The sequence below is a fragment of the Mesorhizobium muleiense genome (assembly GCF_900099905.1).
In the GTDB taxonomy this organism is placed as follows: domain Bacteria; phylum Pseudomonadota; class Alphaproteobacteria; order Rhizobiales; family Rhizobiaceae; genus Mesorhizobium; species Mesorhizobium muleiense.
Window position 1 is genome coordinate 93,765 of sequence record NZ_FNEE01000004.1, and the last position, 23,618, is coordinate 117,382.

At 63.3% G+C, this 23,618-nt stretch carries 22 protein-coding genes and 1 riboswitch; of the genes, 7 read left to right on the forward strand and 15 right to left on the reverse strand.

The genetic code is table 11. The features are described 5' to 3' along the window. Nucleotide 1: 1 nt before the first annotated feature. From BLT09_RS10060 to BLT09_RS10070, 3 genes are all read left to right on the forward strand, one after another. Nucleotides 2-721 carry an MBL fold metallo-hydrolase gene (locus BLT09_RS10060; protein WP_091592636.1) on the forward strand — a complete coding sequence of 240 codons (720 nt, stop codon included), beginning with the start codon at nucleotides 2-4 and terminating at the stop codon, nucleotides 719-721. 84 nt (nucleotides 722-805) lie between these two features. Beyond that, nucleotides 806-1,417 (forward strand): molybdopterin-dependent oxidoreductase, encoded by a 612-nt coding sequence (locus BLT09_RS10065; protein ID WP_091592638.1) that lies wholly within the window; start codon nucleotides 806-808, stop codon nucleotides 1,415-1,417. Next, on the forward strand, nucleotides 1,414-2,160 hold the full coding sequence (locus tag BLT09_RS10070) for an FAD-binding oxidoreductase (RefSeq protein WP_091592640.1): 747 nt from the start codon (nucleotides 1,414-1,416) through the stop codon (nucleotides 2,158-2,160). Before BLT09_RS10065 ends, BLT09_RS10070 begins: the two co-directional genes overlap by 4 nt. 116 nt (nucleotides 2,161-2,276) lie before the next feature. Here the strand turns inward: BLT09_RS10070 and BLT09_RS10075 are convergent, their stop codons facing one another. Further along, nucleotides 2,277-3,407 (reverse strand): FAD-binding oxidoreductase, encoded by a 1,131-nt coding sequence (locus BLT09_RS10075; protein ID WP_091592970.1) that lies wholly within the window; start codon nucleotides 3,405-3,407, stop codon nucleotides 2,277-2,279. A 23-nt stretch (nucleotides 3,408-3,430) separates the two neighbouring features. Then, nucleotides 3,431-4,678, reverse strand: coding sequence for an aromatic ring-hydroxylating oxygenase subunit alpha (locus BLT09_RS10080; RefSeq protein WP_091592642.1), 1,248 nt, complete (start codon nucleotides 4,676-4,678; stop codon nucleotides 3,431-3,433). 113 nt (nucleotides 4,679-4,791) lie between these two features. Continuing rightward, nucleotides 4,792-4,994: riboswitch (cobalamin riboswitch) on the reverse strand. A 507-nt stretch (nucleotides 4,995-5,501) separates the two neighbouring features. Between BLT09_RS10080 and BLT09_RS10085 the strand changes: the two genes are divergently transcribed. The 3 genes from BLT09_RS10085 (at nucleotide 5,502) to BLT09_RS10095 (ending at nucleotide 6,311) form a co-directional block, all read left to right on the forward strand. Further along, nucleotides 5,502-5,708, forward strand: a complete 207-nt coding sequence (locus tag BLT09_RS10085; RefSeq protein WP_023796854.1) for a DUF680 domain-containing protein — start codon at nucleotides 5,502-5,504, stop codon at nucleotides 5,706-5,708. 67 nt (nucleotides 5,709-5,775) lie between these two features. Next, nucleotides 5,776-6,000, forward strand: coding sequence for a DUF680 domain-containing protein (locus BLT09_RS10090; protein ID WP_023796853.1), 225 nt, complete (start codon nucleotides 5,776-5,778; stop codon nucleotides 5,998-6,000). A gap of 74 nt (nucleotides 6,001-6,074) precedes the next feature. Continuing rightward, complete coding sequence (locus BLT09_RS10095) at nucleotides 6,075-6,311, forward strand: DUF680 domain-containing protein (RefSeq protein ID WP_023796852.1); 237 nt, start codon at nucleotides 6,075-6,077, stop codon at nucleotides 6,309-6,311. Nucleotides 6,312-6,502: 191 nt separating this feature from the next. Here BLT09_RS10095 and BLT09_RS10100 read toward each other — a convergent pair whose 3' ends face one another. The 5 genes from BLT09_RS10100 to BLT09_RS10120 form a co-directional block, all read right to left on the reverse strand. Next, nucleotides 6,503-7,615, reverse strand: a complete 1,113-nt coding sequence (locus BLT09_RS10100; protein WP_023796851.1) for an ABC transporter ATP-binding protein — start codon at nucleotides 7,613-7,615, stop codon at nucleotides 6,503-6,505. 25 nt (nucleotides 7,616-7,640) lie between these two features. Next, complete coding sequence (bglA, locus tag BLT09_RS10105) at nucleotides 7,641-9,305, reverse strand: beta-galactosidase BglA (RefSeq protein ID WP_091592644.1); 1,665 nt, start codon at nucleotides 9,303-9,305, stop codon at nucleotides 7,641-7,643. 4 nt (nucleotides 9,306-9,309) lie between these two features. After that, complete coding sequence (locus BLT09_RS10110; RefSeq protein ID WP_027151438.1) at nucleotides 9,310-10,464, reverse strand: carbohydrate ABC transporter permease; 1,155 nt, start codon at nucleotides 10,462-10,464, stop codon at nucleotides 9,310-9,312. Nucleotide 10,465: 1 nt separating this feature from the next. Continuing rightward, nucleotides 10,466-11,479 (reverse strand): carbohydrate ABC transporter permease, encoded by a 1,014-nt coding sequence (locus BLT09_RS10115; protein WP_023796848.1) that lies wholly within the window; start codon nucleotides 11,477-11,479, stop codon nucleotides 10,466-10,468. 230 nt (nucleotides 11,480-11,709) lie between these two features. Next, a complete protein-coding gene (locus BLT09_RS10120) occupies nucleotides 11,710-13,065 on the reverse strand; it encodes an ABC transporter substrate-binding protein (RefSeq protein ID WP_091592647.1) in 1,356 nt (451 codons plus the stop codon). Nucleotides 13,066-13,426: 361 nt separating this feature from the next. Here BLT09_RS10120 and BLT09_RS10125 point away from each other — a divergent pair, with 361 nt between their 5' ends. After that, nucleotides 13,427-14,449 carry a substrate-binding domain-containing protein gene (locus tag BLT09_RS10125; RefSeq protein ID WP_091592649.1) on the forward strand — a complete coding sequence of 341 codons (1,023 nt, stop codon included), beginning with the start codon at nucleotides 13,427-13,429 and terminating at the stop codon, nucleotides 14,447-14,449. A gap of 115 nt (nucleotides 14,450-14,564) precedes the next feature. Here the strand turns inward: BLT09_RS10125 and BLT09_RS10130 are convergent, their stop codons facing one another. The 8 genes from BLT09_RS10130 to BLT09_RS10165 form a co-directional block, all read right to left on the reverse strand. Beyond that, the gene (locus BLT09_RS10130; RefSeq protein WP_091592651.1) at nucleotides 14,565-16,043 is read right to left on the reverse strand and encodes a S8 family serine peptidase; all 1,479 of its coding nucleotides are present in this window, start codon (nucleotides 16,041-16,043) and stop codon (nucleotides 14,565-14,567) included. Further along, the gene (locus BLT09_RS10135) at nucleotides 16,033-16,701 is read right to left on the reverse strand and encodes an anti-sigma factor (RefSeq protein WP_091592653.1); all 669 of its coding nucleotides are present in this window, start codon (nucleotides 16,699-16,701) and stop codon (nucleotides 16,033-16,035) included. Before BLT09_RS10135 ends, BLT09_RS10130 begins: the two co-directional genes overlap by 11 nt. Continuing rightward, complete coding sequence (locus tag BLT09_RS10140) at nucleotides 16,698-17,264, reverse strand: sigma-70 family RNA polymerase sigma factor (protein ID WP_077375233.1); 567 nt, start codon at nucleotides 17,262-17,264, stop codon at nucleotides 16,698-16,700. Before BLT09_RS10140 ends, BLT09_RS10135 begins: the two co-directional genes overlap by 4 nt. Nucleotides 17,265-17,590: 326 nt before the next feature. Then, entirely contained in the window at nucleotides 17,591-18,430 is an 840-nt protein-coding gene (locus BLT09_RS10145) for an alkaline phosphatase family protein (RefSeq protein WP_091592655.1), read from the reverse strand. An 8-nt stretch (nucleotides 18,431-18,438) separates the two neighbouring features. Then, the gene (locus BLT09_RS10150; protein ID WP_091592657.1) at nucleotides 18,439-20,091 is read right to left on the reverse strand and encodes an ABC transporter ATP-binding protein; all 1,653 of its coding nucleotides are present in this window, start codon (nucleotides 20,089-20,091) and stop codon (nucleotides 18,439-18,441) included. Further along, nucleotides 20,091-20,915: an ABC transporter permease gene (locus BLT09_RS10155; RefSeq protein ID WP_091592659.1), complete on the reverse strand. Its 825-nt coding sequence runs from the start codon at nucleotides 20,913-20,915 to the stop codon at nucleotides 20,091-20,093. Before BLT09_RS10155 ends, BLT09_RS10150 begins: the two co-directional genes overlap by 1 nt. A 12-nt stretch (nucleotides 20,916-20,927) precedes the next feature. Further along, nucleotides 20,928-21,887, reverse strand: a complete 960-nt coding sequence (locus BLT09_RS10160; RefSeq protein WP_091592661.1) for an ABC transporter permease — start codon at nucleotides 21,885-21,887, stop codon at nucleotides 20,928-20,930. A gap of 16 nt (nucleotides 21,888-21,903) precedes the next feature. After that, a complete protein-coding gene (locus BLT09_RS10165; protein ID WP_091592663.1) occupies nucleotides 21,904-23,490 on the reverse strand; it encodes an ABC transporter substrate-binding protein in 1,587 nt (528 codons plus the stop codon). Between the last annotated feature and the right edge of the window lie 128 nt (nucleotides 23,491-23,618).

The window sequence follows — 23,618 nt, forward strand, 5'->3', positions numbered from 1 at the left end:
GATGGATGATTGGTTCAGCAAGACGAAGGTCGACGCCGTTACAACCATGCTGACCGAGCCGTTCGTGCATGATTTCGTGCGCGCCAACATCTGGCATCTGCGCGGCCGCGACGTCGACCTGCTTGTCGACACCGGCATGGGGATTTGCCCGCTGGCGCCGGAGATCGACACGCCTGATGGCAAGCCGCTGCTCGTCGTCGCCACCCATATCCACCTCGACCATGTCGGCTCGCTGCACGAATTCCCGCTGCGAGCCGGGCCGAGGATGAGTGCTGCGCAATTCGACAGCATGGATGACGCCGTCACCTACGCCCACATGTTTCATGATCTCGACGGCGCCGTCTCAAAGCTGCCGGCACCGGGCTGGAGAGCGGCCGAATACAGAATCCAGCCGGCGCCGCTGACGCGGACGCTTGACGAGGGCGATCTGGTCGACCTTGGCGACCGGCAATTCCGGGTGCTGCATCTGCCCGGCCATTCGCCGGATTCGATCGCGCTGTTCGATGAGGCCGACGGCCTGTTCTTCGCCGGCGACGCCATCTACGACGCCTTGCTGATCGACGACCTGCCGGATTCCGACGGATCAGCCTATCGCCGAACCATGCAGCGGCTGCTCGGTCTGCCTGTCAGCATCGGCCATGGCGGCCATGGACCAAGCTTCGACGCCAAACGGATGCGCGAGATCGCCACCGGTTATCTCAGGCGAACAGACGGCGCATAAGCCAAGAATCTGGTTGCCCGCCAGAGTATCTTTGTCAACATTGGTGAAGGCCGACAGGCGGCCTGATGCAAACGGATTGTCTCGATGGTCACCCGCGGCTTCTCTTCAGGACGAAAGCCCCCGACGGATGCGGATGCGCGTATCCCGCCGGGGCAATATCTCGAGCAAGGGTTTCCGGTGCTGTCGGCCGGGCCGACGCCGCGTGTGCGCACCGAGGACTGGTCGTTCACGCTCAAGCACGGACCGCGGCCGATCAAGACGTGGAACTGGACAGAGTTCAACGCGCTGCCTTTGACCAAGATGACCCGCGACATCCACTGCGTCACCGCGTGGACCAAGTTCGACACGGCGTGGCAAGGCGTGCTGGTCGACGATATTCTGGCGGATGCCGGCATCGAGCCACCGACCGCCTTCACGCTGGCGCTGTCCTTCGACGGCTATACAACCAACGTGCCGACGCAGGATCTCATTGCCGGCAAGGCAATGGTGGCGCTGCTTTACGAAGGCAAGCCGATCACGCCGGATCATGGCGGCCCGGCGCGGCTGCTGGTTCCGCATCTCTATTTCTGGAAGTCGGCCAAATGGCTGAACGGCCTGCAGTTCACCGAGCGCGACGAGCCCGGCTTCTGGGAGCTGCGCGGCTATCACATCTATGGCGACCCGTGGCGTGAGCAGCGCTATACGGGCGATCCATGAGCGACGCGCCGGCGGCGCAGTCGCCCTGGCAGACGGTGACCATCGCCCGCATCGAAAAGCGCACGCCGCGCGTCACCAGCTTTTTCCTCCAGCCGTCGCGGCCCTTCGCCTATCGTGCCGGGCAGCATGTCGATGTCAGGCTGACGGCGCCGGACGGCTATCAGGCGCGCCGCTCCTACTCAATCGCCTCGGCGCCGGAAGCCGGCGAGACGATCGAGCTGGCGATCGAAAGGCTCGATGATGGCGAGATCTCGCCCTTCTTCCACGATATCGCGGCGGTTGGCGACGAGGTCGAGTTGCGCGGACCGCTCGGTGGCCACTTCGTCTGGTCCGACAGCGACGGCGGCCCGCTTCTGCTGGTCGGCGGCGGGTCCGGCGTGGTACCGCTGATGGCGATGATCCGCCATCGCGCCGCGCGCAGATCGGCGGTGCCCGTGGCATTGGTATTTTCCGCACGGGTCTGGGACGAGGTGATCTTTCGCGACGAGCTGATCGACGTCCACGATCGCCGGGACGGCTTCGATCTGGTGTTGGCGCTGACCCGCGAGGCCGCCCGGCGCCCGTCAGACTATTCGCGGCGGGTCGATGCCGCGATGATGGAGCAATCGATGCTGCGGCTGCCCGCGCCGCCAAGGTTCGCCTTTGTCTGCGGCTCGAATGCGTTCGTGTCGGCCGCCGCACAGGCGCTGATCGATGCCGGTGTGCCGGCAAACCTCATCCGCACCGAACGCTACGGGGTTTAATGCATGTCACGCAAAAGTGTGCAGCGGTTTTGCGATGACGACATGCATAAAAACAATAACTTAAAGCGCGTCGCATGAATCCATTCAGCCGCGACGCGCTTTAAGCTCCCCGCCGGTCAGGCGTCGATCTCGATCGCCGTCAGCGGCTTCGAACAGCAGGCAAGGATGAAGCCGTCGTCGATCTCGTGATCGAGGATGCCGCCATTGTGGCTCATCTCGACCGTGCCCGAGACCTTTTTCACCTTGCAGGTTCCGCACAGGCCCAACTCGCAGGCTGCGGGGATGCGTACGCCCGAAGCGCGCGCCGTCTGCAGCACGGTCTGGCCGGCAACGCATTCGGCATCAATATCCGAAAGCGAAAAGCGGATCGGCGTTGCGGCCTCGGCAGGTACCTCGATCCCGCCCTCTGCTGGCCCACTTTTTGCCGGCCCACCCTCTGCCGGCGAACCGAACGGGGCCGGAATTTCCTCCACCGCCGGGGCCGCAAAGCTCTCCTGATGGTAGTTGGCCATGTCGAAGCCGGCCGCCTCCAGCATCTGCCGCACGGCGCGCATGAACGGGTCGGGGCCGCAGCAGAAAATTTCGCGCTCGCGAAAATCGGGCGCCAGCAGCGGCAGCCGTATCGCGTCGATCCGGCCCATATGGCCGAACCAGCCCTCACGGCTGGACCGCTCCTCGATCATGAAGCCGAGCGTCAGGCCCGGCATGCGGCTGCCGAGCAGCTCGAGCTCCTTGCGGAAGATGATCTCCTCGGGCTTTCGCGCGCAGTTGACGAAGCCGACATCTGTCCATGGCGCGCAGTCGTTCAGCCAGCGCAGCATCGACATCATCGGCGTCACGCCTGAGCCGGCCGAAATGAACAGATACTTGGCCGCTGGATGGCTGTGCAGCGAAAAGTCGCCCGCCGGCCCATAGGCCTTCACGTGAACGCCGGGCTTCAGATTGTCGAACATCCAGCGGGTGCCGAGGCTGCCGGCCTGCGCTTTCACCGTCACCGCGATCGAGAACGGCCTCGACGGCGAGGACGACAGCGTATAGGTCCGCATCATCGGGCCCTCGGTGGTCGGCAGTTCCAGCGTCACGAACTGCCCCGGTCTGTAGCGGAACCAGGTCTGGTTGTCAGAGCGGAACGTGAAGGTCTTCACGTCAGGCGCCTCGTCGCTGACGCCGATGACTTCCAGCACCTGGAGCCTGTCGTTCCAGGGCGCCATCTCGTCGAGATGGCGGTAGAGGCCAAGGTCCGTCATCGCATTCATCCCCTTGACCTCGTTCAGGCGACGCTGCGCAGCGCCGGCCGCCCGGCCTCGGCAAGGCGCGGCCCGATGAAGGAGGCGTACCATTCGACGAACTGGATGACGCCGCCCTCATGCAGTTCCGAATAGGGGCCGGGCTCATAGGCCGGCGACAGGATGCCGAAGGCGTTTTCCTCGACAATGCGACGATCCTGGTCGTTGGTCTCGGTCCAGACATGGGTGAGTTCGGCGAGGTCGTAATCGACGCCTTCGACCGCGTCCTTGTGGACAAGCCATTTGGTGGTGACGGCCGTTTCCGTGGCACTGATCGGCAGCACGCGGAAGGTGACGGCATGATCGCCGAGGATATGGTTCCAACTCGTCGGATAGTGATAGAGCAGCAGCGAGCCGATACGGTCGGTCGAAACGCTGTCGGAAAGGTTCTTCTTCACCGCGCGTCGTCCCGTCATCGTGTAGCTGACGGCGTCGCGCAGCAGCGGCGCGCGGGTGGCGCGATACTGCCCGGCCGGATCGATGCGGAACTTGCTCGGCAAGCCCGCCGCCTCGCATTTCGCCCAGTGCGCGAGCATCTCTGGATCGCTGTCGGCGCCCTGCACGCCGGTCACGGTCGGCGCTTCCGGGAATGTCTTGCAGAGTTCCGGATGGTTGCCGGCGCAATGGTAGCACTCGCGGTTGTTCTCCCAGACGAGCTTCCAGTTGCCCTTCTCGACGATGGTCGATTCGAAGGCGATTTTTGCCTCGCGCAGCCGGTGCGGCAGGAGGTAAGGCTCGATCATGGCGCGCATCGGCGCGAAGTCGGCCGGCTCGTTGGCCAGGCAGATAAAGATGTAGCCGCCAACGCTTTCGCAAGCCACCGGCTTCAGGCTGAACTGGCTCTTGTCGAAGCCGTCTGCCATCTGGCGAGCAAACAACAGCCGGCCGTCCAGCTCGTAGGTCCACTGGTGATAGGGGCAGACCAGCTTCGCCGCAGTGCCCTTGTCGGCATTGCAGACACGGCTGCCGCGATGCCGGCAGGAATTGTGGAAGGCATTGATCTTGCCTTGCTGGTCGCGGACCAGCACGACCGGATAGTCGCCGATCTGGGCGGTGATATAGCTGCCAGCTTTCGGCAACTCGCAATCGTGGCCGATGAACAGCCAGTCGCGATACCAGATCAGCTCCATGTCGAGCTTGAAGAAATCGGGATCGGTGTAGAAGGGCTGCTCAAGCGAATAGCCTTGCCTGCGGCCGTGCAAGAGCCTCAGCATGTCGTTGCGCGCGTCCATGTCCTGTCCTCGTGTAAGGACTGAACTGGTGGTGATGGAGGGAGGACCGTTTGCACGCCGGCGACAGGGCCGGACGTGCATCATCCACCTCTTGACCGCCCACCGCGATCAGTCGAGTCTGAAAATCTCGGGCTGGTTTCCGGGCTCTGGAGTGTCCTTGCGGACTCGTCGCGACACCTTCCCAGGCTTGTGGCCCAGTGGTCTCCCGTTGCGACTTGAACTCCACCACCGTTGCGGGGGCAGCGCCGGGTTCTGACCGGCTTCCCAATTCTCCGCTTCGTCGTCACCAAGCGGCACCTGAGATGGCGTGATCTAATCATGCCGGCCGGCTGACTGCCGGCATGAAAGCGACATCGTATCCATGCGGCGCGACACCGCCGGCGAAACCTGCAGGTTTATATCTGCAGGGCTGAAACCCCACTTTGTCGGCGGCCATTGTCGGCTGCCGTGACATCGAATCCGACCCGCGGCGGAGACCAGGAAGGTTAACAGTTTACAAAAGTGACTATTAGCCGCTTCTAAAATCGAACCGAACGGTTCGTTTCTGTTGACAATGCGTACAGCATGCTGTGAACGCAAATCCGCCAATCCGTCAAATCATGAATGGCTAATTTTGAATAAGATATTGAAAACGAACCATAAAACCATGGTAGTAGCAGCATCTGGTACAATTTCAAGGTGTAGATTCTTGGTCCACACGGAACAACTTCGTGATTGGAATCCGCCGAATGGCCTTCCCACATCGGGGCTGTCCGAACGACGCGCGCATCCTCCCAAGACACGCCGCTAGACGGACTGAAGACGAAGATACTGGAGTACTAAAATGAAAAAGATCGCTCTTGCTGCCGTCGCCGCTCTGGCCATCACCGGCAGCGCCTTTGCCGGCAGCGACCATTATGGGTCCAACGCCGCCAACCAGCCGGCCGTCGCGGTCGACAGCTCGTATACGGCCTCTGTCCAGACGCCGGCTCACGCTGAAAAGCAGCCCGTTGGCCAGGGCGCCGACCGCAACCTTTTCGGCAACAATTAACAGCTGGTCCCAAACAGCAAAGTGGCGGTTCGCCGCTCGGGGTCTGAGGAACTCAGGAGTATTTGAAATGAAGAAGCTCATTCTTGCCACCGCCGCCATTGTGGCCATCTCCGGCAGCGCTTTTGCCGGCAGCGACAACTTTGGATCGAACGGCGCCAACCAGCCGGCCGCTGCGGTCGACAGCAACTCGTACACGGCTTCGATTCGGAATTCGGCTTCGGCGCAGAATCCGGTTCCGGCTGACGAGAAACCCGTCAACGGCAGCGACCGTAACCTGTTCGGCAACAACTAACAGTTCGCTCCAACAGCGGCGGCGGCATTTGCCCGCCGGGCTGGCGGAACCAAGAAAATCCAGGAGTTTTGAAAATGAAGAAGATCGTTCTTACCGCCGCCGCGCTTTTGATTGCTGCGGGCGGCGCTTTTGCCGGTAGCGACAACTTTGGCAGAACCGACATCAACAAGCAGGCGACCATCAACGTCGACAACACGCAGACTTCTTCGGTACGCAATACCGGCTCGCCGGTCTACAAGCTGCTCAACTCGTCGGGCGACGTACAGAAGTCCGCCCCGCAGGGCAGCGACCGGAACCTGTTCGGCCGCTAGCGCATCGGCCCGAAAATCGGTTCCGATTCGCGGAAAGCACGATGCGCAGCGTTAAAGTGTTAGAGCGTACTTTTGTGCGTCCACTTGGACGCACGTCGCTCTAACAGCGACCGGAACGCACAAGACCGGCGGGCTTTGCCCGCCGCTCTCGTTTTTGGGTCACCAAACATCCATCAGTTCGGCTGCTGCTCTCAGGCTGCCTTTGCTTCCGCTTTGTGGAGCGTGAATGAATGTCCGTCGGCATCGAAAATATGCAGGTCGCCGGCATCGGCATTCAAGCGCAGCGCAGCGCCGCGCTTGACCCCGACATTGCCTGGCAGCTTGGTGACCAGCGGCAGGTCGGCGCGGCCGATGTCGACATAGACGAGCTGGACCTCGCCGAGTTGCTCGACATAATCCACCGTTCCCTCGAAAAGATAATCCGCACCGGTGGCGATCGTCAGATCTTCCGGCCGCACGCCGAAGCTCACCGAAGCGCCCTTCACCGACGCCGGCGTGGCGATCGGCACCGTCGCCTTGCGCCCGCCGACATGACTGACGATGGTCGGGTCGCCTGATTTGTCGATCGTCGCCGGCAGGATGTTCATGGCCGGCGAGCCGATGAACTGGGCGACGAACAGATTGCCGGGTCTCTTGTAGAGCTCCATCGGCGTGCCGACCTGCTCGATATGGCCCTCCTTGAGCACCACGATGCGGTCGGCCAGCGTCATCGCCTCGACCTGGTCGTGGGTGACGTAGATCATCGTTGTAGCAGGCATCGATTCCTTGAGCTTGGCGATCTCGATGCGGGTGGCGACGCGCAGCGCCGCGTCGAGGTTCGACAGCGGCTCGTCGAACAGGAAGACCTTGGGGTTGCGCACGATGGCGCGGCCGATGGCGACGCGCTGGCGCTGGCCGCCCGACATCGCCTTGGGCAGGCGGTCGAGATATTTGGTCAGCTGCAGGATTTCCGCCGCCTGGCGCACCCGCTTGTCGATCTCGGCCTTGCTCTCCTTGCCGATCTTCATCGAGAACGCCATGTTGTCGTAGACAGTCATGTGCGGATAGAGCGCATAGGACTGGAACACCATGGCGATGCCGCGCTTCGACGGCGGCACGTCGTTCACCACCTCGCCGTCGATCTTGAGCTCGCCGGAGGTGATTTCCTCAAGCCCGGCGATCGACCGCAGCAAGGTCGACTTGCCACAGCCCGAAGGGCCGACGAAGACGATGAACTCGCCCGACTTTATGTCGAGGTCGATGCCATGGAGAATGTTGAGATTGCCGTATGATTTCTTCACTTGCCTTAGCGTGACATCGGCCATGGGTTCCCTCCAGTGAATTGCAAATTCAGTCGATACGCCCGAACCAGGCGCCGTAGCCGCCGAGGCGGATAGAGCCGGCGTCAGTCTGTCCCGAAAACCCGTGCCCCGGCAAGGGCTGCAGCGAGCGTCCGCCGAGATTGACTTCGGCCGGTCGGCTGCCGAGATTGAAGGCGCAGACGATCTGCTCATTGCCCTCGCGGCGCGTGAAGGCGACCGTATCGCCCTGGCTTTCGATGAACTCGATCTCGCCCTTGGCCAGCGCCGGATACAGGCGGCGGAAAGCGAGAAAGCGCCGGTAGTGTTCGAGCAGCGAGTTGTCGTCGCCCTGCTGCACATCGACCGCCTGCGAAAGGTGCTTGGCAGGCACGGGCAGCCAGGGCTTTGCCGTGGAGAAGCCGCCATTGCCGTCGGCGCCATTCCAGACCATCGGCGTGCGGCAGCCGTCGCGGCCCTTGAATTCCGGCCAGAACCGGATGCCGTAGGGGTCCTGCAGATCCTCGAATTGCAATTCCGCTTCGCCAAGACCGAGTTCCTCGCCCTGGTAGATGCAGACCGAGCCGCGCAGCGACATCAGCAGCGCCGAGATCACCTTGAGATAAGCGGTCTGGTCGGCCTCGCCGGCCGCCCAGCGCGAGGCAGTGCGCATCACGTCGTGGTTGGAGAAGGCCCAACACGACCAGCCGTCGCTGGCGACCTCGCCAAAGGCTTCCAGCACCGAACGCACCTTTGCCGCGCTGATCTTTTCGGGCGCCAGGAAGTCGAATGAATAGCACATGTGCACGCGCTTGCTGCCGGCGGTATAGGCCGCCACCACCTCCAGTCCGCGCTGCGAATCGCCGACTTCGCCAACCGCCGCCGTCGCCGGATATTCGTCGAGCAGGGCGCGGAAGCGTTCGAGGAAGCCAAGGTTTTCGGGGCGGCTCTTGTCGTAGAGATGGTCCTGGTAGTTGTAGGGGTTGACGGAAGGAGCGGTCTGGTCGTTGCGCTGTTCGGGCGGCAGCGGCGGATTGTCCTCGAGGCCCTGGCTGTGGAAGTAGAAATTGATGGTGTCGAGGCGGAAACCGTCGACGCCGCGCTCCAGCCAGAAGCGGGTGACATCGAGCAGCGCGTCCTGGACTGCGCGGCTGTGGAAGTTGAGATCGGGCTGCTCGGCCAGGAAATTATGCAGGTAATATTGCTGGCGGCTGGTGTCCCACTGCCAGGCCGAACCGCCGAAGATCGACAGCCAGTTGTTGGGTGGCGTGCCGTCGGGCCTGGCGTCGGCCCAGACATACCAGTCGGCCTTCGGATTGGTGCGGCTCGAGCGGCTTTCCTTGAACCACGGATGGATGTCGGCGGTATGCGACAGCACCTCGTCGATCATCACCTTGAGCCCGAGCCTGTGCGCCTCGGCGGTCAGGGCGTCGAAATCGGCCAGCGTGCCGAACATCGGATCGACGTCGCAATAGTCGGACACGTCGTAGCCGAAATCCTTCATCGGCGACTTGAAGAACGGCGAGATCCAGATGGCATCGACGCCGAGCGCCGCGATATAGGGCAGCCTGCCGATGATGCCCCTGAGGTCGCCGATGCCGTCGCCGTTCGAGTCCTGATAGCTGCGCGGATAGATCTGGTAGATCACGGCACCTCGCCACCAGTCGCGGTCGACGGCGAAGTCGGGACTCAACGTCGCTTTCACAGCGGATTGCATGATCTCAGCCTCCCTTCACCGAGCCGGCGAGCAGCCCGCGGACGAAATAGCGCTGCAGCGAGAAGAACACGATCAGCGGCACGACAATGGTGATGAAGGCCGATGTCGTCAGGATCTCCCAGTCGCCGCCGCGCGAGCCGAGCAACGCGTTGAGCTTGGCGGTCAGCACGATCTGGTCGCCCTCGGTGCCGAGGAAAACCATCGCGACCAGCAGATCGTTCCACACCCACAGGAACTGGAAGATGGCGAAAGAGGCCAGCACCGGGAACGACAGCGGCAGCACGATCTTGACGAAGATCTCGAAATCGCTGGCACCGTCGATGCGCGCCGATTCCATGATTTCTCGTGGCAGGCCGGCAATGTAGCTTCTCAAGAGATAGATGGCGAAGGGCAGGCCGAAGCCGGTATGCGCCAGCCAGATGCCGAGATAGGTTTTCGACGGCACGCCGAAGAAGCTGCCGACGCCGTTGTAAAGCTTCAGCAGCGGGATCAGCGACATCTGCAGCGGCACGACCAGGAGCCCGATGATCACCGCGATGAGCAACGCCCGGCCGGGAAAGCGCATCCAGGCCAGCGCATAGGCCGCGAACGCCGCGATCAGGATCGGGATGACGGTCGCCGGAATGGTGACGGTCAGCGAATTCATGAAGGAGCGGCCGATGCCTTCCGAAAACAGCACCGTATTGTAATTGTCGGTGGTGAATTTCGGCGGCGCCGACGAGGCGTAGTAGACGCGCTGGCCACGCTCGCCCTCGAACGGCTTGGTCGAGGTCATGACGAAACTGCCGTCGGGGTTGAGCTGCAAGGTCTCGCCGTCGCCGAGATCGGCTGTGGTGCCGGCGGGATATTGCGTCGGCGCCGACGACTTGACGCCAAAGGCGCTGATGTCGCGGGCCGGATCATCGCCGAAGATGTTGCCCTCGAGGACGAACTTGCCGTCCTTCTCGACTTGCGCCGAGGCGGGTGGCAGCCGCCCCGCTTCCGTCTGCGTGGAACTGGCGAACGAGTTCCACCAGCCCGAGGCGATGATCTGGTCCTTGTCGCGCAGCGACGAGACGAGAATGCCGAGCGTCGGGATCGTCCAGATCGCGACGAAGAGGAAGACCGCGATATGGACGCCGAAACGGCTGGCAAAGGACTTTCCGGTCGAGACGGCCATCTCAATGTCCTCCCGTCTCTTTGTTGGCCTGGCGGATGTTCCAGATCATGATCGGAATGACCGCGATCATGATGATGATGGCGATGGTGGCGCCACGGCCGAAATCGCCGCCGCCGCGGAACATCCAGTCGAACATCAGATTGGCCAGCACCTGGCTGTTCCATTGGCCGTTGGTCATCGTCAGCACGATGTCGAAAACCTTCAGCACCAGGATGGTGATGGTGGTCCAGACGACGGCGATCGTTCCCCAGATCTGCGGCACCATGATCTTCCAGAAGATCTGGAACGGATTGGCGCCGTCGATGACGGCCGCCTCCAGCGTCTCCTCGGGAATGCCCCGCAAGGCAGAGGACAGGATGACCATAGCAAAGCCGGTCTGGATCCAGATCAGGATGATCATCAGGAAGAAATTGTTCCAGAACGGCAGCGATATCCAGACCTGCGGCTGGCCGCCGAAATATTGGATGATGGCGTTGAGCAGGCCGATCTGCGTCTGGCCAGCACCGCGGTATTCGTAGATGAATTTCCAGATGACGCTGGCGCCGACGAACGAGATGGCCAGCGGCAGGAAGATGAGGCTCTTGGCGATGGTGCCCCACCAGATCTTGTCGGTGAGGACGGCGATGATCAGCCCGAGGAAGGTGCAGGCGGCAGGCACGACCGCCAGCCAGATGATGTTGTTGAGGATGGAGGTGCGGAATTCGCGGTCGCCGAACGCCCATTCATAGTTGGCGAAGCCGACGAAATTGGCGCCACCGCGATCGAGGAACGACAGCCTGAGCGTCTCCACGACCGGGTAGATCAGGTAGATGGTGAGGATGATCATGGCCGGGCCGACGAACAGCCACGGCCGGATCATCCCCTGCCGGCGCAGATTGTCGATGGCCGCCGCACCTGCAACGCCGCGCGACGGGAAGATGATGTCCACCAGCTTGTTGGCGCCCCAGAAATAGGCGACGCAGCCGCCGACGCCGACGACGATGACGAATATGGCCGAGAAAATCTGAGCCGCCACGGGTCCCTCCCTCTGCGCATGATCCGCCAGTCGGGAATGACTTTGGCGATGCGATCACAGGCCGATTCAGTTATTTGGAACGCGATCGGGTGCAAGGCAGGGTTTTGCACTTGCTGGTCGCGCGTCATGCCGGAATGTGCTCATAAAAATTGCTGCTGTGCGGGCCGCCGGTCGGATCCGGGCCACCGAGGCCCGGATCCATGCAGGATCGCACGTTCAGCCGGGACCGCCTACTTGATCGCGTCCCAGCTCTTCTGGATGTCGGTGGCGACATCCTGGGCGGACTTGCCGCCGACGAGATCGATCATGCCGGTCCAGAAGGCGCCGGCGCCGATCTTGCCCGGCATCAGGTCGGACCCGTCGAAGCGGAAGGTCGAGGCCTCGGCGAGGATTTCGCCCTGCTTCTTCAGCGCGTCGCTGGCATAGGCGTCCTTGTTGACCGACTTGAACGGCGTCACGAAGCCGCCCTGGGCCATCCAGATCTCATGGGCGAGCGGCATCTTCAGGAATTCGATGAACGCGCGGGCACTCTTGCTATCCTTGGTGATCATGGCCAGCGTGCCGGCGCCGAGAACCGGGGTGCCGAGGTCGGGCTTGGCAGCGTACGCTGGGAAGTAGAAGAAGTCGGCGTCCTGGCCGATCTCGGTGCCTTCCGGGAAGAAGGTTGGGATGAACGACGCCTGATGGTGCAAATAGCATTTCGGCGGCACCGAGAACAGGCCTTTCGGGCTATCGCGAAAATCGGTCGCCGCCACCGCCTTGGCGCCGCCGTCGACCATCTTGTCGTCGGTCGCGATCTTGCCGAAAATGTCGATGGCGTTGACCACCGCGGGGTCGTTGAACGGAATCTCGTTCTTCACCCACTTGTCGTAGGTCTCGGGCGTCTGGGTGCGCAGCATGATGTCCTCGACCCAGTCGGTCGCCGGCCAGCCGGTGGCGCCGCCCGAACCGAGCCCGATGCACCATGGCGTGCCCCCGTCGGCGATGATCTGCTTTTCGAGCTCGGCGAGCTCTTCCTGCGTCTTCGGCACCTCGTAGTCGGCTTCCTCGAAATTGTCCGGCGAGTACCAGACCAGCGATTTCACGTCGGCCTTGTAGGGAAAGGCGAAAAAGCCCGGCTTGCCATCCTTGTCCTTGAAGGTGCCGAGATCGACCCATGACTGGCCGGCGCCGTAATTGTCCTTGATCCAGTTGGCGGTGTCGTCGCCGAGCGGCGTCAGCAGGCCCTTGGACGCCAGATCCTGGATCAGGCCCGGCTGCGGCAGCACGGCGATGTTGGGCGGGCTGCCGGCCTGCGTGTCGATGACGATCTGCTGTTCGTAATTTTCCGACGAGGAGTATTTGACCTCGGCGCCGGTGGCTTCCGAGAAATAGTCGAGAACGGTGCGGATGAGGCCCTCGTCCTCGCCGCGCCATGGCCCGAAGATCGACAGCGTCTCGCCCTTGAGGTCGACTTTCTTGAGCTCTTCGTAATTCGCCCAGTTGAAGCGGGGGTCTTCGCCCGGCTTGAACTTCAGTTCGGCTTGCGCCGGTGCGCCCAGGGCGAGCGCGACAAAGGCGGCGCTCAGCAGAAGCATTTTCCTCATTGGTATTCCCTCCCAGTGGTGCCAGACACCGGACGGAACCTCCATTCCGTCCGCCGACGCAGCAGGACTGTGACTCACTCGGAAGGGAACCGCAACCTTTCGAAGAGTCTTCCAAAGCGCTTTGGTCTTTGCAATCACGCCACTGAATTAATCAGAAGTCAAGAGGCTGGTTAACTAATCGATTTAATGTCACGGCCGCAAGCGCAAACAAAGTGCGCTGCAGCACCATTTTGGGCGCTGCAACAGCAAATTTTGCTTCAAACCGGTTAGAAAGGGTGCTTATGTTCTTCGCATCGGTAGCGCTTGCCGCCGTGGCGCGGGCGACCCATAGTTAAAGCGCTTTGAGGCTTGGAGGCCTCCGGTGAACCTCAAACAGCTTTCCCACATGCTGGCGCTTTCGCAGACGACGGTAAGCCGCGCGCTGAACGGCTACCCGGAAGTCAACGAGGAAACGCGCCGGCGGGTGATCGACGCCGCCAAGCGCCACGGCTATCGCCCCAACCCGAGCGCGCGTCGGCTGGCTACCGGCAAGACCGGGATGATCGGTTATGTCTTGCCGACCGGGGCGGCCGTCGACATCGACCCGCATTTCGTCGAATTCCTCTCCGGTCTCGGCGACTACGCCCGTTCGCACGAACTCGACCTGGTGCTGTCCCCCGCCGATGCCGACGATCAGGAGACGACCTATCGGCGCATCGTCGCCAACCGGCAGGTCGACGCCGTCTACATCTCCTCGCCGAGGCCGGCCGACCGGCGGGTGGCGCTGGTCAGCACGCTCGGCATCCCCTTTATCGTCCATGGCCGCAGTGAAGGGCTCGATTTCGATTACCCTTTCACCGACATCGACAATGAGGGCGCCTTCCACGAGGCGGCACGGTTGCTCGTCCAACTTGGTCACCGGCGGCTGGCGCTGATCAACGGCGACGGCCGCGAGACCTTCGCCATTCACCGCGAGCGTGGTGTGCGCCGGGCGCTGGCGGCAAGCGGTCTGGCGCTTGGCGAAGGCGATGTCTGTTCCCTCGCCATGACCGAGGAGAACGGCTACCGCGCCGCCAGGCGCTTACTTGAGCAAAGCGATGCGCCGACCGCGATCGCCTGCTCCAGCCTGATCATGGCGCTCGGCGTCGTGCGCGCGGTGCGCGATCTCGGCCTGACCATTCCGGGCGACCTGTCGCTGATCGCCCACGACGACGTCTTCCCCTGGCTGAAGCCGGAGAATTTTTCGGTGCCGTTGTCGACGACGCGTTCGTCGATCCGCCTGGCCGGCGCTCGTATCGCCGAGCGGCTGGCGGCGCGGATTTCGGGGTTGGAGGAGGGCGCCCGCGGCGAAGTCTGGCCGGTCGACCTGGTCATCAGGGGATCGGTCGCCGGCGCACCGCCGTAAGGGTAAAATGTTGGCGGGGCCGGGAAATGCGACATCGCGGTTCGCCCCCCTCTGTCCTGCCGGACAAAGGGGGGTGCTTCGCGCCGCCCCTCATCGCTTTACCTCCCACGCGGACTTACTCCTTCGCCGCCTCGGCCGCCCTGATATCCAACAGGCCATAGCCGAAATCATTGTCCCGCCCCTTGGGGCCGAGATCCCTTGCCGTGGCGGCCAGCGCTTTCTCGACCCAGTCGGCGGAACGGTCGGGTGCGGCATGCAGCAGATTGGCGATCGCGCCGGTGACGATCGCTGCGGCAAACGAGGTGCCGGTGACCACATCAGAACCGGCGCCGCTCGGCGCCACCATCTCGACGCCGGGAGCGGAGAGGAAGACGTAGGCGCCGCGATTGGACTGCTGCATCAGCCCGTCTTTGGCATCGGTGGCGGTCACCGCGATGACGCCGTCGAAGGCGGCCGGGTAGCCGTAGGGCGCCTTCGGTCCGTTGTTGCCGGCGGCGGCGACCAGCACGATGCCCAAGGCGCGAGCATTGCGGCAGGCGACGCCGAGCAGGTCGTTCTTCGGGCCGACGAAGCTCATATTGATGATGCGGACGTCCTGCTCCGCCGCCCAGTCGAGCGCCGCAAGGATGCCGTCCATCGTCGATTTGCCGCCCTCGAAGGCGCGGGCGTGGTAGATCCTGGCGCCCGGCGCCATGCCTTTGAGCGCGCCGACGCCGGCGATCAGGCCGTCGATCGAGGTGCCGTGATCGCGCGCCTCGATCGGCACGTCGGGCATTGCGTCGAACTGATCGGCGATGACGCCGGAGAGTGCTGGATTGGTGTCGTCGATGGCGGTGTCGACGACCGCAATGCGCACGTTCTCGCCGCTCGCCCCTTTCGCATCGAGCGCAATGCGCTCGAAGGCATAGTTGACGATGGTGGCTGCCTGCTGCAGCGAGTAGATATGGTTGGGCTCGCGCCGTAAAGTACGGCCGTCGGCGGAAAGCTGCGCCAGCACGACGCCGACCGGGCGGCCATCGGGAATGCCGAAGCGCACCAGCGTGGCGCCGAGCAACTGAGACTGGCGCTGCGAGCGCACCTCGAGGCCAAAGGAGGCGGCGATCTGCTGGACGGCGTCGCCCTCCACCGTCACCAGCACCTCGTCCGGCACGACATCACCGACGATGGCGCGGGGCGGCTCGGCCGCGACGAGATCGCTGGGCGAAACGATCGGGCCGCCCGCCGCAGCGGCTTGTATCGCTGTCGCACCGGCAGGCGGGACCGGCGGCGGCAACGCACCGCTGGCCGGATCGCGGCGCGGATCGGGCGTCGGCAGCGGCGCCTGGCCGCCGCCGATCGGATTGGGGAACAGGTCGACGATCAGCGCGGGAAGAAGCACCGCATTTGTCGCGGCAGGACCTGCGCCGGGCCTTTCGCCGCTGCCATCCTTTGTGTCGCGCTTGATGCAGTCGGCCGCCGTCGCCCCTCGGTTGAGGCAGTCGATTTCAGTCTGCGTAAGGGTCGGATCATTGGTCTGCGCCAAGGCCGGCACAGCGCCGATTATCATCGCCGCCACGAGCAGCGCCGCAAATCGGATGACCGCCCTAGCCGCCATCGACCGGTTTCCTTCCCTCGACCACAGCCTCCGCGAAAGGCTGGGCGGCAATCAGGCCGAGCACTTTTTCATAGTCGGCTGCGGTCGCGGCCGGGATGCCAAGACGGAAGACACCTTCGGCGGTCGGGCCGGCGGCAATCTTCAGCTGGTGCTCGCCAAGAAAAGCGACAATGTCGGCCATCTTGGCATCCGGCTTGAACGTGACCAGCGCGAACGGCATTTTCGCAAGATCGCCTTGCTGGCCGGCAATTTCGAAATCGCTGTCGATGCCGCCAGGCTGCTCAAACGCCTGCACCACAACAAGCGCCAGCAGAGCCGCGGCCGCAGCCCAGGCGACGCCGGCGGGCACCGCGGTGAAGCGGCCCCACGCTTGCGTCAGCCAGGACGACGCCGCCGGCGCGCGCACCGGGCCGGCCTCGGCGTCAAGCGCCCGGGCGAAGCGGCTGAGCGCATCGGCCGGCGGGCGGATCGCTTCATTGGATGCAGCTGTGCTGGAGAATTCGGCTTCGGCCTCGCCGAGTGCGGCAAGCGCTGCCGGGTCGGTCGCCAGCCATTCCTCGACGGCTTCGAGCTCTGCACCTTCCAGCGAGCCATTCAGGTAGAACGGCAGCAGCGTTTCCATTTCATCGCGGCGCGACATCTTTTCAGCGGCGCTCATGGCCACCCCCTGTCGTAACCGGCGGCCTTGAGTGCCTCGCCGAGTTTCTTGCGGGCGTAGAACATTCTGGTCTTGACGGTGGCGACCGGAATACCGAGTACCTCGCCGATCTCGCTCACCGACTGTCCGTGGTAGTAGGCAAGGTCGATCACCGTTCGGTGTTCTTCCGGCAAGGCATCGATGAAACGCCGCAACGCGGCGCCCTTGTCTTCCTTCATGGTGACGACTTCCGGAGAGTCGGCGCCGTCGGCGACCTGGGCGGCGTCATCGTCGTCGATCCAGTCTTCCTTTTTCTTGCGCAACGACGACAGCGCCTTGAAGCGGGCGATGCCGAGCAGCCACGTCGAGACTTCCGAGCGCCCCTCGAAGCCGGGCGCCTGGCGCCAGAGTTCGAGAAACACCTCGTTGGCGATATCGTCGGCCATCATTTCCGATCCGGTCTGGCGCACCACGAAACGGTAGACCCGCGCGTGGTGGCGCATGAACAGGAGCCGCACGGCGGCGCGGTCGCCCTTCGCGACCCGGCCGACAAGCGCACGATCGGTTTCCGTCGCTGCCGTCATGGCCGATCGAGCCGCCTGGCTCCTGTCTGCTCTGTCGCTGATCGGCCCAAAAAGGTTCACCGCTTTCCGCCCAGAATTTCCTGAAAGCTAGCCGAAGAGCGGCAGTGTTGCCAGAGGGAGGTTCTTCCCTTCTCCCCCTGTGGGAGAAGGTGGCCGAGCGAAGCTCGGTCGGATGAGGGGTGCTGGACGGATCGCTACACCGAAGAATTAAGCGCTTCAAATCCCTCAATATTTTCACGCCGAGTTTCTTCCAACACCCCTCATCCGTCTTGCCGCTTCGCGACAATCCACCTTCTCCCACAAGGGGGAGAAGGGAAGACGCGCGCTCAGTCGAGGAACGGCCTGGCCTTCATTGTCGCGGGCACCGGGACGCCGAGGCGCGCAAGCACCGTCGGCGCAAGCTGCAGCTGGTCTAGCAGCGTGTCGGCCTCCGGCCCGTTGCCCTGTCCGAAATAATACAGAGCAAAATCCTGCATCTCGTCGTCATGGCCGCCATGATGGCCGCGATCGGTCTGGCCGTGATCGGCGGTCACGATGATCTCGTAGCCGGCTTTCCGCCAGCGCGGCAGGAAGGCGGCGAGCATGCCGTCCATCGCATAGACGGCATGGTCCATCTCATGGCAGTCATGGCCGAAGCGGTGGCCCATCGAGTCCAGCGTGCAGGTGTGCAGGATGCCGTAGTCGATGCCGTGGCGTCTGGTCAGCATGGTCAGCGTCGCGAACAGGTCGACGTCGCTCGGCGTCATCTGGTTGCGGGCATTGTAGCCGGTCATGGTGTGGAACCGGCCATGGGTGATCGGCCCGCCCGGCTCGTCGAACTCCATGTCCTCGACCAGATCGAACGGATAGGCCCGGAAGAATTCGGACCAGTAGGAATGGGTGACCGCACCTGTCTTGCCGCCGGCCCTGCTGACCTCGGAGAAGATATCCGGCTGCTCGACGCGGAAGCGGTTCTCGTTGGTCAAGATGCCATGCACCTGCGGCGCTACGCCGGTGTGGATCGAGGCATAGCAGCAGGCAGAGGTCGACGGCAGCACGGAACGCATCTTCCAGACGCGCGCTTCGCCCGATTGCACCCAGCCTTCGAGGTTGCCCATCAGCCGGCGCCAGTTGCGGTAAGGCACGCCGTCGAGGATGATCAGCAGAAGTTTTGTCTTCAGCGCCACCGGTGTGTCTAATTGCCCGCGCTGGCCATGCGCCGTCCCTTGATCGCCTTTTCCAGCCAGCCGATCTCCATTTCGGGGACTGAGGACAAGAGAAGGTCGGTATAGGCATCGAACGGCGGCGCCAGCACCTGGCTCTTGGCGCCATAGCGCACCACCTCGCCGCGATACATCACCGCGATCGAATCGGCGATCGACTTCACCGTCGCGAGGTCGTGGGTGATGAACAAATAGGCGACGTTTTCCTCCTTCTGCAGCTCGAGCAGCAGCTTCAGGATGCCGTTGGCGACCAGCGGGTCGAGCGCCGAGGTCACCTCGTCGCAGATGATCAGCTTCGGCTTGGCGGCAAGCGAACGGGCGATGCAGACACGCTGCTTCTGGCCGCCGGAAAGCTCGGCCGGGTAGCGGTCGACAAAGCCCTTGCCCATTTCGATCTTGTCAAGCAATTCGGCGACGCGCTTGTCGCGCTCGCGGCCGCGCAAACCAAAATAGAATTCGAGCGGCCGGCCGATGATGGTGCCGACGGTCTGGCGCGGGTTCATCGCCACGTCGGCCATCTGGTAGATCATCTGCAACTGGCGCAGATCCTCCTTGGGCCGATCGGCAAGCCGGTTGGCGAGCGGCCGCCCGTCGAAGGTGACGGTGCCTTGTTCGGGCGGCAGAAGGCCGGTGATGGCGCGCGCCAGCGTCGACTTGCCCGAGCCGGACTCGCCGACCACCGCCAGCGTCTGGCCCGGATAGATGTCGACCGAGACGTTCTTCAGCACCTTGATATGGCTGCGGCCATAGGCGGCGGTGATGTTCTTGACCGACAGGAACGGGTTCGTGCCGGGCTTTTGCTCCTGGTGCTCGATCTCATGCACTGACACCAGCGCATTGGTGTATTCCTGGCGCGGCTCCTTGATGATCTGGCGGGTGCCGCCCCATTCGACCAGCCGGCCATGGCGCAGCACCATGATCTCGTCCGAGACCTGGGCGACCACGGCAAGGTCATGAGTGATGTACAGCGCCGCGACATGCGTGTCGCGGATGGCGTCCTTGATCGCCGCCAGCACGTCGATCTGCGTCGTCACGTCGAGCGCCGTGGTCGGCTCGTCGAAGACGATCAGGTCGGGCTCGGAGCACAGCGCCATCGCAGTCATCACGCGCTGCAGCTGGCCGCCTGACACCTGGTGCGGAAACCGTTCGCCGATGCTTTCGGGGTTCGGCAGGCTGAGCTTCTTGAACAGCGCGATGGCGCGCTTTTCGGCCGCGGCCCGTGTCGCCGTGCCATGCAGCAGCGTCGCCTCGACGACCTGGTCCATCAGCCTGTGCGCCGGGTTGAAGGCGGCGGCGGCCGATTGCGCGACATAGCAGACCTCGCGGCCGCGCAGCTTGCGAAAGCCCTCCTTGCCGCCTTTGAGGATGTCGCGGCCGTTGAGGATGACTTCGCCGCCGGTGATCCGCACGCCGCCGCGGCCATAGCCCATCGACGCCAGGCCGATGGTCGACTTGCCGGCGCCGGACTCGCCGATCAGGCCGAGCACCTTGCCCTTCTCGAGCGACAGCGAGACGTCGTGGACCAGCACGATGTTCTTCGGCGCTTCGCCCGGCGGGAACACGGTGGCCTCGATGCGCAGATTGCGGACATCGAGCAGCACGGACTTTGCTCGCTGGTCAGCCATTACCCGCGCCCTCCCTTCAGGCTCGTCGTGCGGTTGAGCACCCAGTCGGCGACAAGGTTGACGGAAATCGCCAGCATGGCGATCGCCGCCGCAGGGATGAGCGCCGCCGCGATGCCAAAGACGATGCCGTCCTTGTTTTCCTTGACCATGCCGCCCCAGTCGGCGCTAGGCGGCTGCACGCCGAGGCCGAGGAAGGACAGCGTCGACAGGAACAGCACGGCATAGATGAAGCGCAGGCCGAGTTCCGAAACCAGCGGCGACAACGCATTGGGCAGGATCTCGCGGAAGATGATCCACACGCTGCCTTCGCCGCGCAGCTTGGCCGCCTCGACGAAATCCATGACGTTGATATCGACGGCGACCGCCCGCGACAGGCGGTAGACGCGGGTCGAGTCGAGAATGCCCATGACCAGGATCAGCGTCACCAGATTGGTTGGCAGCACCGACAGCACGACGAGGCCCATGATCAGCGTCGGGATCGACATCAGGAGATCGACGAGGCGCGACAGCAGCGTGTCGAACCAGCCGCCGAAAACCGCCGCCGAGAAGCCAAGGATCGCGCCAAGCGAGAACGATAGCGCCGTGGCTAGCACCGCGATGAACAGCGTGACGCGGGCGCCGTAGATCATGCGCGAAAGAAGGTCGCGGCCGAGATTGTCGGTGCCCAGCCAATGTGTCGCCGACATCGGCCCCCAGACATCGCCGACGATCTCGCCATTGCCATAGGGCGAGATCCACGGCGCGAAGATCGCCGCCAGCACGAATAGCGCCGTCAGCACCAGGCCGACCAGTGCGGGAATGGGGATGCGTTTTATGTCGAGCATGCCCGCTCCCCCCTATTTCGGATGTCTGAGACGCGGATTGGCGACGATCGCCGCTATGTCCGCAATGATGTTCAGGCTGATGTAGACGGCGGCAAAGATCAGGCCGACCGCCTGCACCACCGGCACGTCGCGCTTGGTGACATGGTCGACGAGAAATTGCCCCATGCCGGGATAGACGAAGATCACTTCGACCACGACGACGCCGACGATGAGATAAGCGAGGTTGAGCATGACGACGTTGATGATCGGCGCGATCGCATTGGGAAAGGCGTGCCTGCGAATGACGGCGAAGGCCGAAAGCCCCTTGAGCTCGGCGGTTTCGACATAAGCCGACTGCATCACATTGAGGATCGCGGCGCGCGTCATCCGCATCATATGGGCGAGCACCACCAGCGTCAGTGCTGCCGCCGGCAGCATGATCGCCTGCATGCGCTCGCCGAAAGGCATTCCGTCATAGACCGTCGAGATGCCGGGGAAGATCTGGTATTTCACGGCAAAGAAATAGACCAGCACGTAGCCGATGAAGAACTCGGGAAACGACGTCGAGGCGAGCGCCAATCCGGAGATCAGCTTGTCGACCCAGCCATTGCGGTAACGCACCGCGATCAGGCCGAGGATGATCGCCAGCGGCACGGCCACGACCGCCGCCCAGAAGGCGAGGAACAGCGTGTTCCACAACCGCCCCTTGATCGACGTCGCAATATCCTGCCCGCTCGACATGGCGGTGCCGAGATCGCCGGTCACGACGCCGCCTAGCCAGCGGAAATAGCGGACAAAGGCCGGATCGTTGAGGCCGAGCTGCTCGCGCAGATTGGCAAGCGACTCCGGTGTCGCCGACTGTCCGAGGATGGCTTGCGCGACGTCGCCGGGCAGGATCTGGGTGCCGGCGAAGATCAGGACCGATACGGCCAACAGCAGGAGGATGCCCAGCGCAATGCGCTGGGCCACCAGTTTCACGATGGGTGAGGACATCTCCGCAAGGCCGGGCTCAGGCTTCGAGCCAGCACTTTGCCAGAGCGTATCCGTTCATCAGCTCCTGATGCGGATCGTCCACCCAGCCGGCGACCTTGGCACCCGTCGCGTCGATGAACTGGTTGAACATCGGCAGGATCAGGCCGCCCTCGTCGCGCACCATGACGGCCATGTCGTGGTACATCTGCTTGCGCTTGGCCTCATCGAGCTCGGCGCGCGCCGCCAGCACCATCTTGTCGAAATCCGGACGTTTGAAACGTGTGTCGTTCCAGTCGGCCGTCGACAGGTAGGCGGTCGAATACATCTGGTCTTGCGTCGAGCGTCCGCCCCAGTAGGAAGCGCTGAAGGGCTGCTTGTTCCAGACTTCGTGCCAGTAGCCGTCGCCGGGCTCGCGCTTGATCTCCAGGGTGATGCCGGCCTTGGCGGCGCTCTGCTGGAAGAGCTGCGAAGCATCGACAGCGCCGGGGAAGGCGACGTCCGACGTCCTGAGCAGGACGGCGCCGTCATGGCCCGACTTCTTGTAGTGGAACTTGGCCTTGTCGGGATCGTATTTGCGCTGCTCGATCTCGGTAAACAGCGGATAGGACGCGTTGATCGGGAAATCGTTGCCGAGCGAGCCATAGCCACGCAGGATCTTGTCCAGCATCTCCTCGCGGTCGATCGCCAGCTTCAGCGCCATCCTGAGGTCGTTGTTGTCGAACGGCGCTGTGTTGCAATGCATGATAAACACGTAGTGGCCGGGGCCGGCATGGTTGCGGATGGTGACACCGGGCAGACGCTTGATCAGGTCGACGATCTTCGGCTCGACGCGGTTGATCATGTTGACTTGGCCGCCCTGCAGGGCCGACGTACGCGCCGTGGCGTCGTTGATAACGATGACCTCGATCTGGTCGGCATGGCCCATCTTGTCGCCCTGCCAGTAATTGGCGAAACGCTCGGCACCATGGCGAACACCAGGCTCGTTGGTCACGATCTTGTACGGGCCGGCGCCGATACCGGCGTCGGGCTTGTCCTTGCCGCCGTTGGGCTGGACGATCAAGTGGTAGTCGCTGAGCAGGTAGGGCAGGTCGGCGTTCGCCTCCTTCAAGGTCAGCACGACTTCCTTGCCGCTGGCCTTGATGCTCTCGATGCCCTTCATGTAGCCGAGCGCGCCGGACTTCGACTTCTCGTCGGAATGACGCTCGAGCGTGGCGGCCACGTCCTCGGCAGTCACCGTCTTGCCATTGTGGAATTCGACGCCGTCGCGGATTTTCAGCGTCCACACCTTGCCGTCGTCCGACGAACCAATTTCCTCGGCGATGCGGTTTTCGAGCTTGCCGTCGGGGGACAGCTCGACGATCATTTCGCCCCAGCATTTGCCGAAGGCGAACGGAACCTGCGTCATCATCAGCGCCGGGTCGAGGCTGTTGGTGGACTCGCCGCCGACCAGGCCGGCCTTCAACGTGCCGCCCTTGACCGGGCCCGCGGCGCGCGCTGCACTTGAAAGCAGCGAGTTGGCGAAGGTCGCGGTGACGCCGAGCGCTGCCGCCCGGCCGAGAAAATCACGACGGCTCAGTTTGCCGGATGCGACGTGCCGGCTAAGAAATTCCAGTTCGTTTGACATGTTGAGTTCCTCACTCTGTTGGTTCGACCTTGTGGTCGTTTTTTATGGTTTCTTGTGAGGAGAATAATGACCGCAAGGGAACGCCGTAAGCAAGACCGAATGCGACATGCCGTGGCGTAAATCGTACG

What these genes read in the sequence shown, in the direction of transcription:
- BLT09_RS10165 (WP_091592663.1), bottom strand. Translation starts at nt 23,490, where the DNA reads ATGTCAAACGAACTGGAATTTCTTAGCCGGCACGTCGCATCCGGCAAA.
- BLT09_RS10065 (WP_091592638.1), top strand. Translation starts at nt 806, where the DNA reads ATGGTCACCCGCGGCTTCTCTTCAGGACGAAAGCCCCCGACGGATGCG.
- BLT09_RS10075 (WP_091592970.1), bottom strand. Translation starts at nt 3,407, where the DNA reads ATGACGGACCTTGGCCTCTACCGCCATCTCGACGAGATGGCGCCCTGG.
- BLT09_RS10090 (WP_023796853.1), top strand. Translation starts at nt 5,776, where the DNA reads ATGAAGAAGCTCATTCTTGCCACCGCCGCCATTGTGGCCATCTCCGGC.
- BLT09_RS10140 (WP_077375233.1), bottom strand. Translation starts at nt 17,264, where the DNA reads ATGACGGCAGCGACGGAAACCGATCGTGCGCTTGTCGGCCGGGTCGCG.
- bglA (WP_091592644.1), bottom strand. Translation starts at nt 9,305, where the DNA reads ATGCAATCCGCTGTGAAAGCGACGTTGAGTCCCGACTTCGCCGTCGAC.
- BLT09_RS10110 (WP_027151438.1), bottom strand. Translation starts at nt 10,464, where the DNA reads ATGGCCGTCTCGACCGGAAAGTCCTTTGCCAGCCGTTTCGGCGTCCAT.
- BLT09_RS10100 (WP_023796851.1), bottom strand. Translation starts at nt 7,615, where the DNA reads ATGGCCGATGTCACGCTAAGGCAAGTGAAGAAATCATACGGCAATCTC.
- BLT09_RS10135 (WP_091592653.1), bottom strand. Translation starts at nt 16,701, where the DNA reads ATGAGCGCCGCTGAAAAGATGTCGCGCCGCGATGAAATGGAAACGCTG.
- BLT09_RS10120 (WP_091592647.1), bottom strand. Translation starts at nt 13,065, where the DNA reads ATGAGGAAAATGCTTCTGCTGAGCGCCGCCTTTGTCGCGCTCGCCCTG.
- BLT09_RS10085 (WP_023796854.1), top strand. Translation starts at nt 5,502, where the DNA reads ATGAAAAAGATCGCTCTTGCTGCCGTCGCCGCTCTGGCCATCACCGGC.
- BLT09_RS10160 (WP_091592661.1), bottom strand. Translation starts at nt 21,887, where the DNA reads ATGTCCTCACCCATCGTGAAACTGGTGGCCCAGCGCATTGCGCTGGGC.
- BLT09_RS10155 (WP_091592659.1), bottom strand. Translation starts at nt 20,915, where the DNA reads ATGCTCGACATAAAACGCATCCCCATTCCCGCACTGGTCGGCCTGGTG.
- BLT09_RS10070 (WP_091592640.1), top strand. Translation starts at nt 1,414, where the DNA reads ATGAGCGACGCGCCGGCGGCGCAGTCGCCCTGGCAGACGGTGACCATC.
- BLT09_RS10080 (WP_091592642.1), bottom strand. Translation starts at nt 4,678, where the DNA reads ATGGACGCGCGCAACGACATGCTGAGGCTCTTGCACGGCCGCAGGCAA.
- BLT09_RS10060 (WP_091592636.1), top strand. Translation starts at nt 2, where the DNA reads ATGGATGATTGGTTCAGCAAGACGAAGGTCGACGCCGTTACAACCATG.
- BLT09_RS10130 (WP_091592651.1), bottom strand. Translation starts at nt 16,043, where the DNA reads ATGGCGGCTAGGGCGGTCATCCGATTTGCGGCGCTGCTCGTGGCGGCG.
- BLT09_RS10095 (WP_023796852.1), top strand. Translation starts at nt 6,075, where the DNA reads ATGAAGAAGATCGTTCTTACCGCCGCCGCGCTTTTGATTGCTGCGGGC.
- BLT09_RS10150 (WP_091592657.1), bottom strand. Translation starts at nt 20,091, where the DNA reads ATGGCTGACCAGCGAGCAAAGTCCGTGCTGCTCGATGTCCGCAATCTG.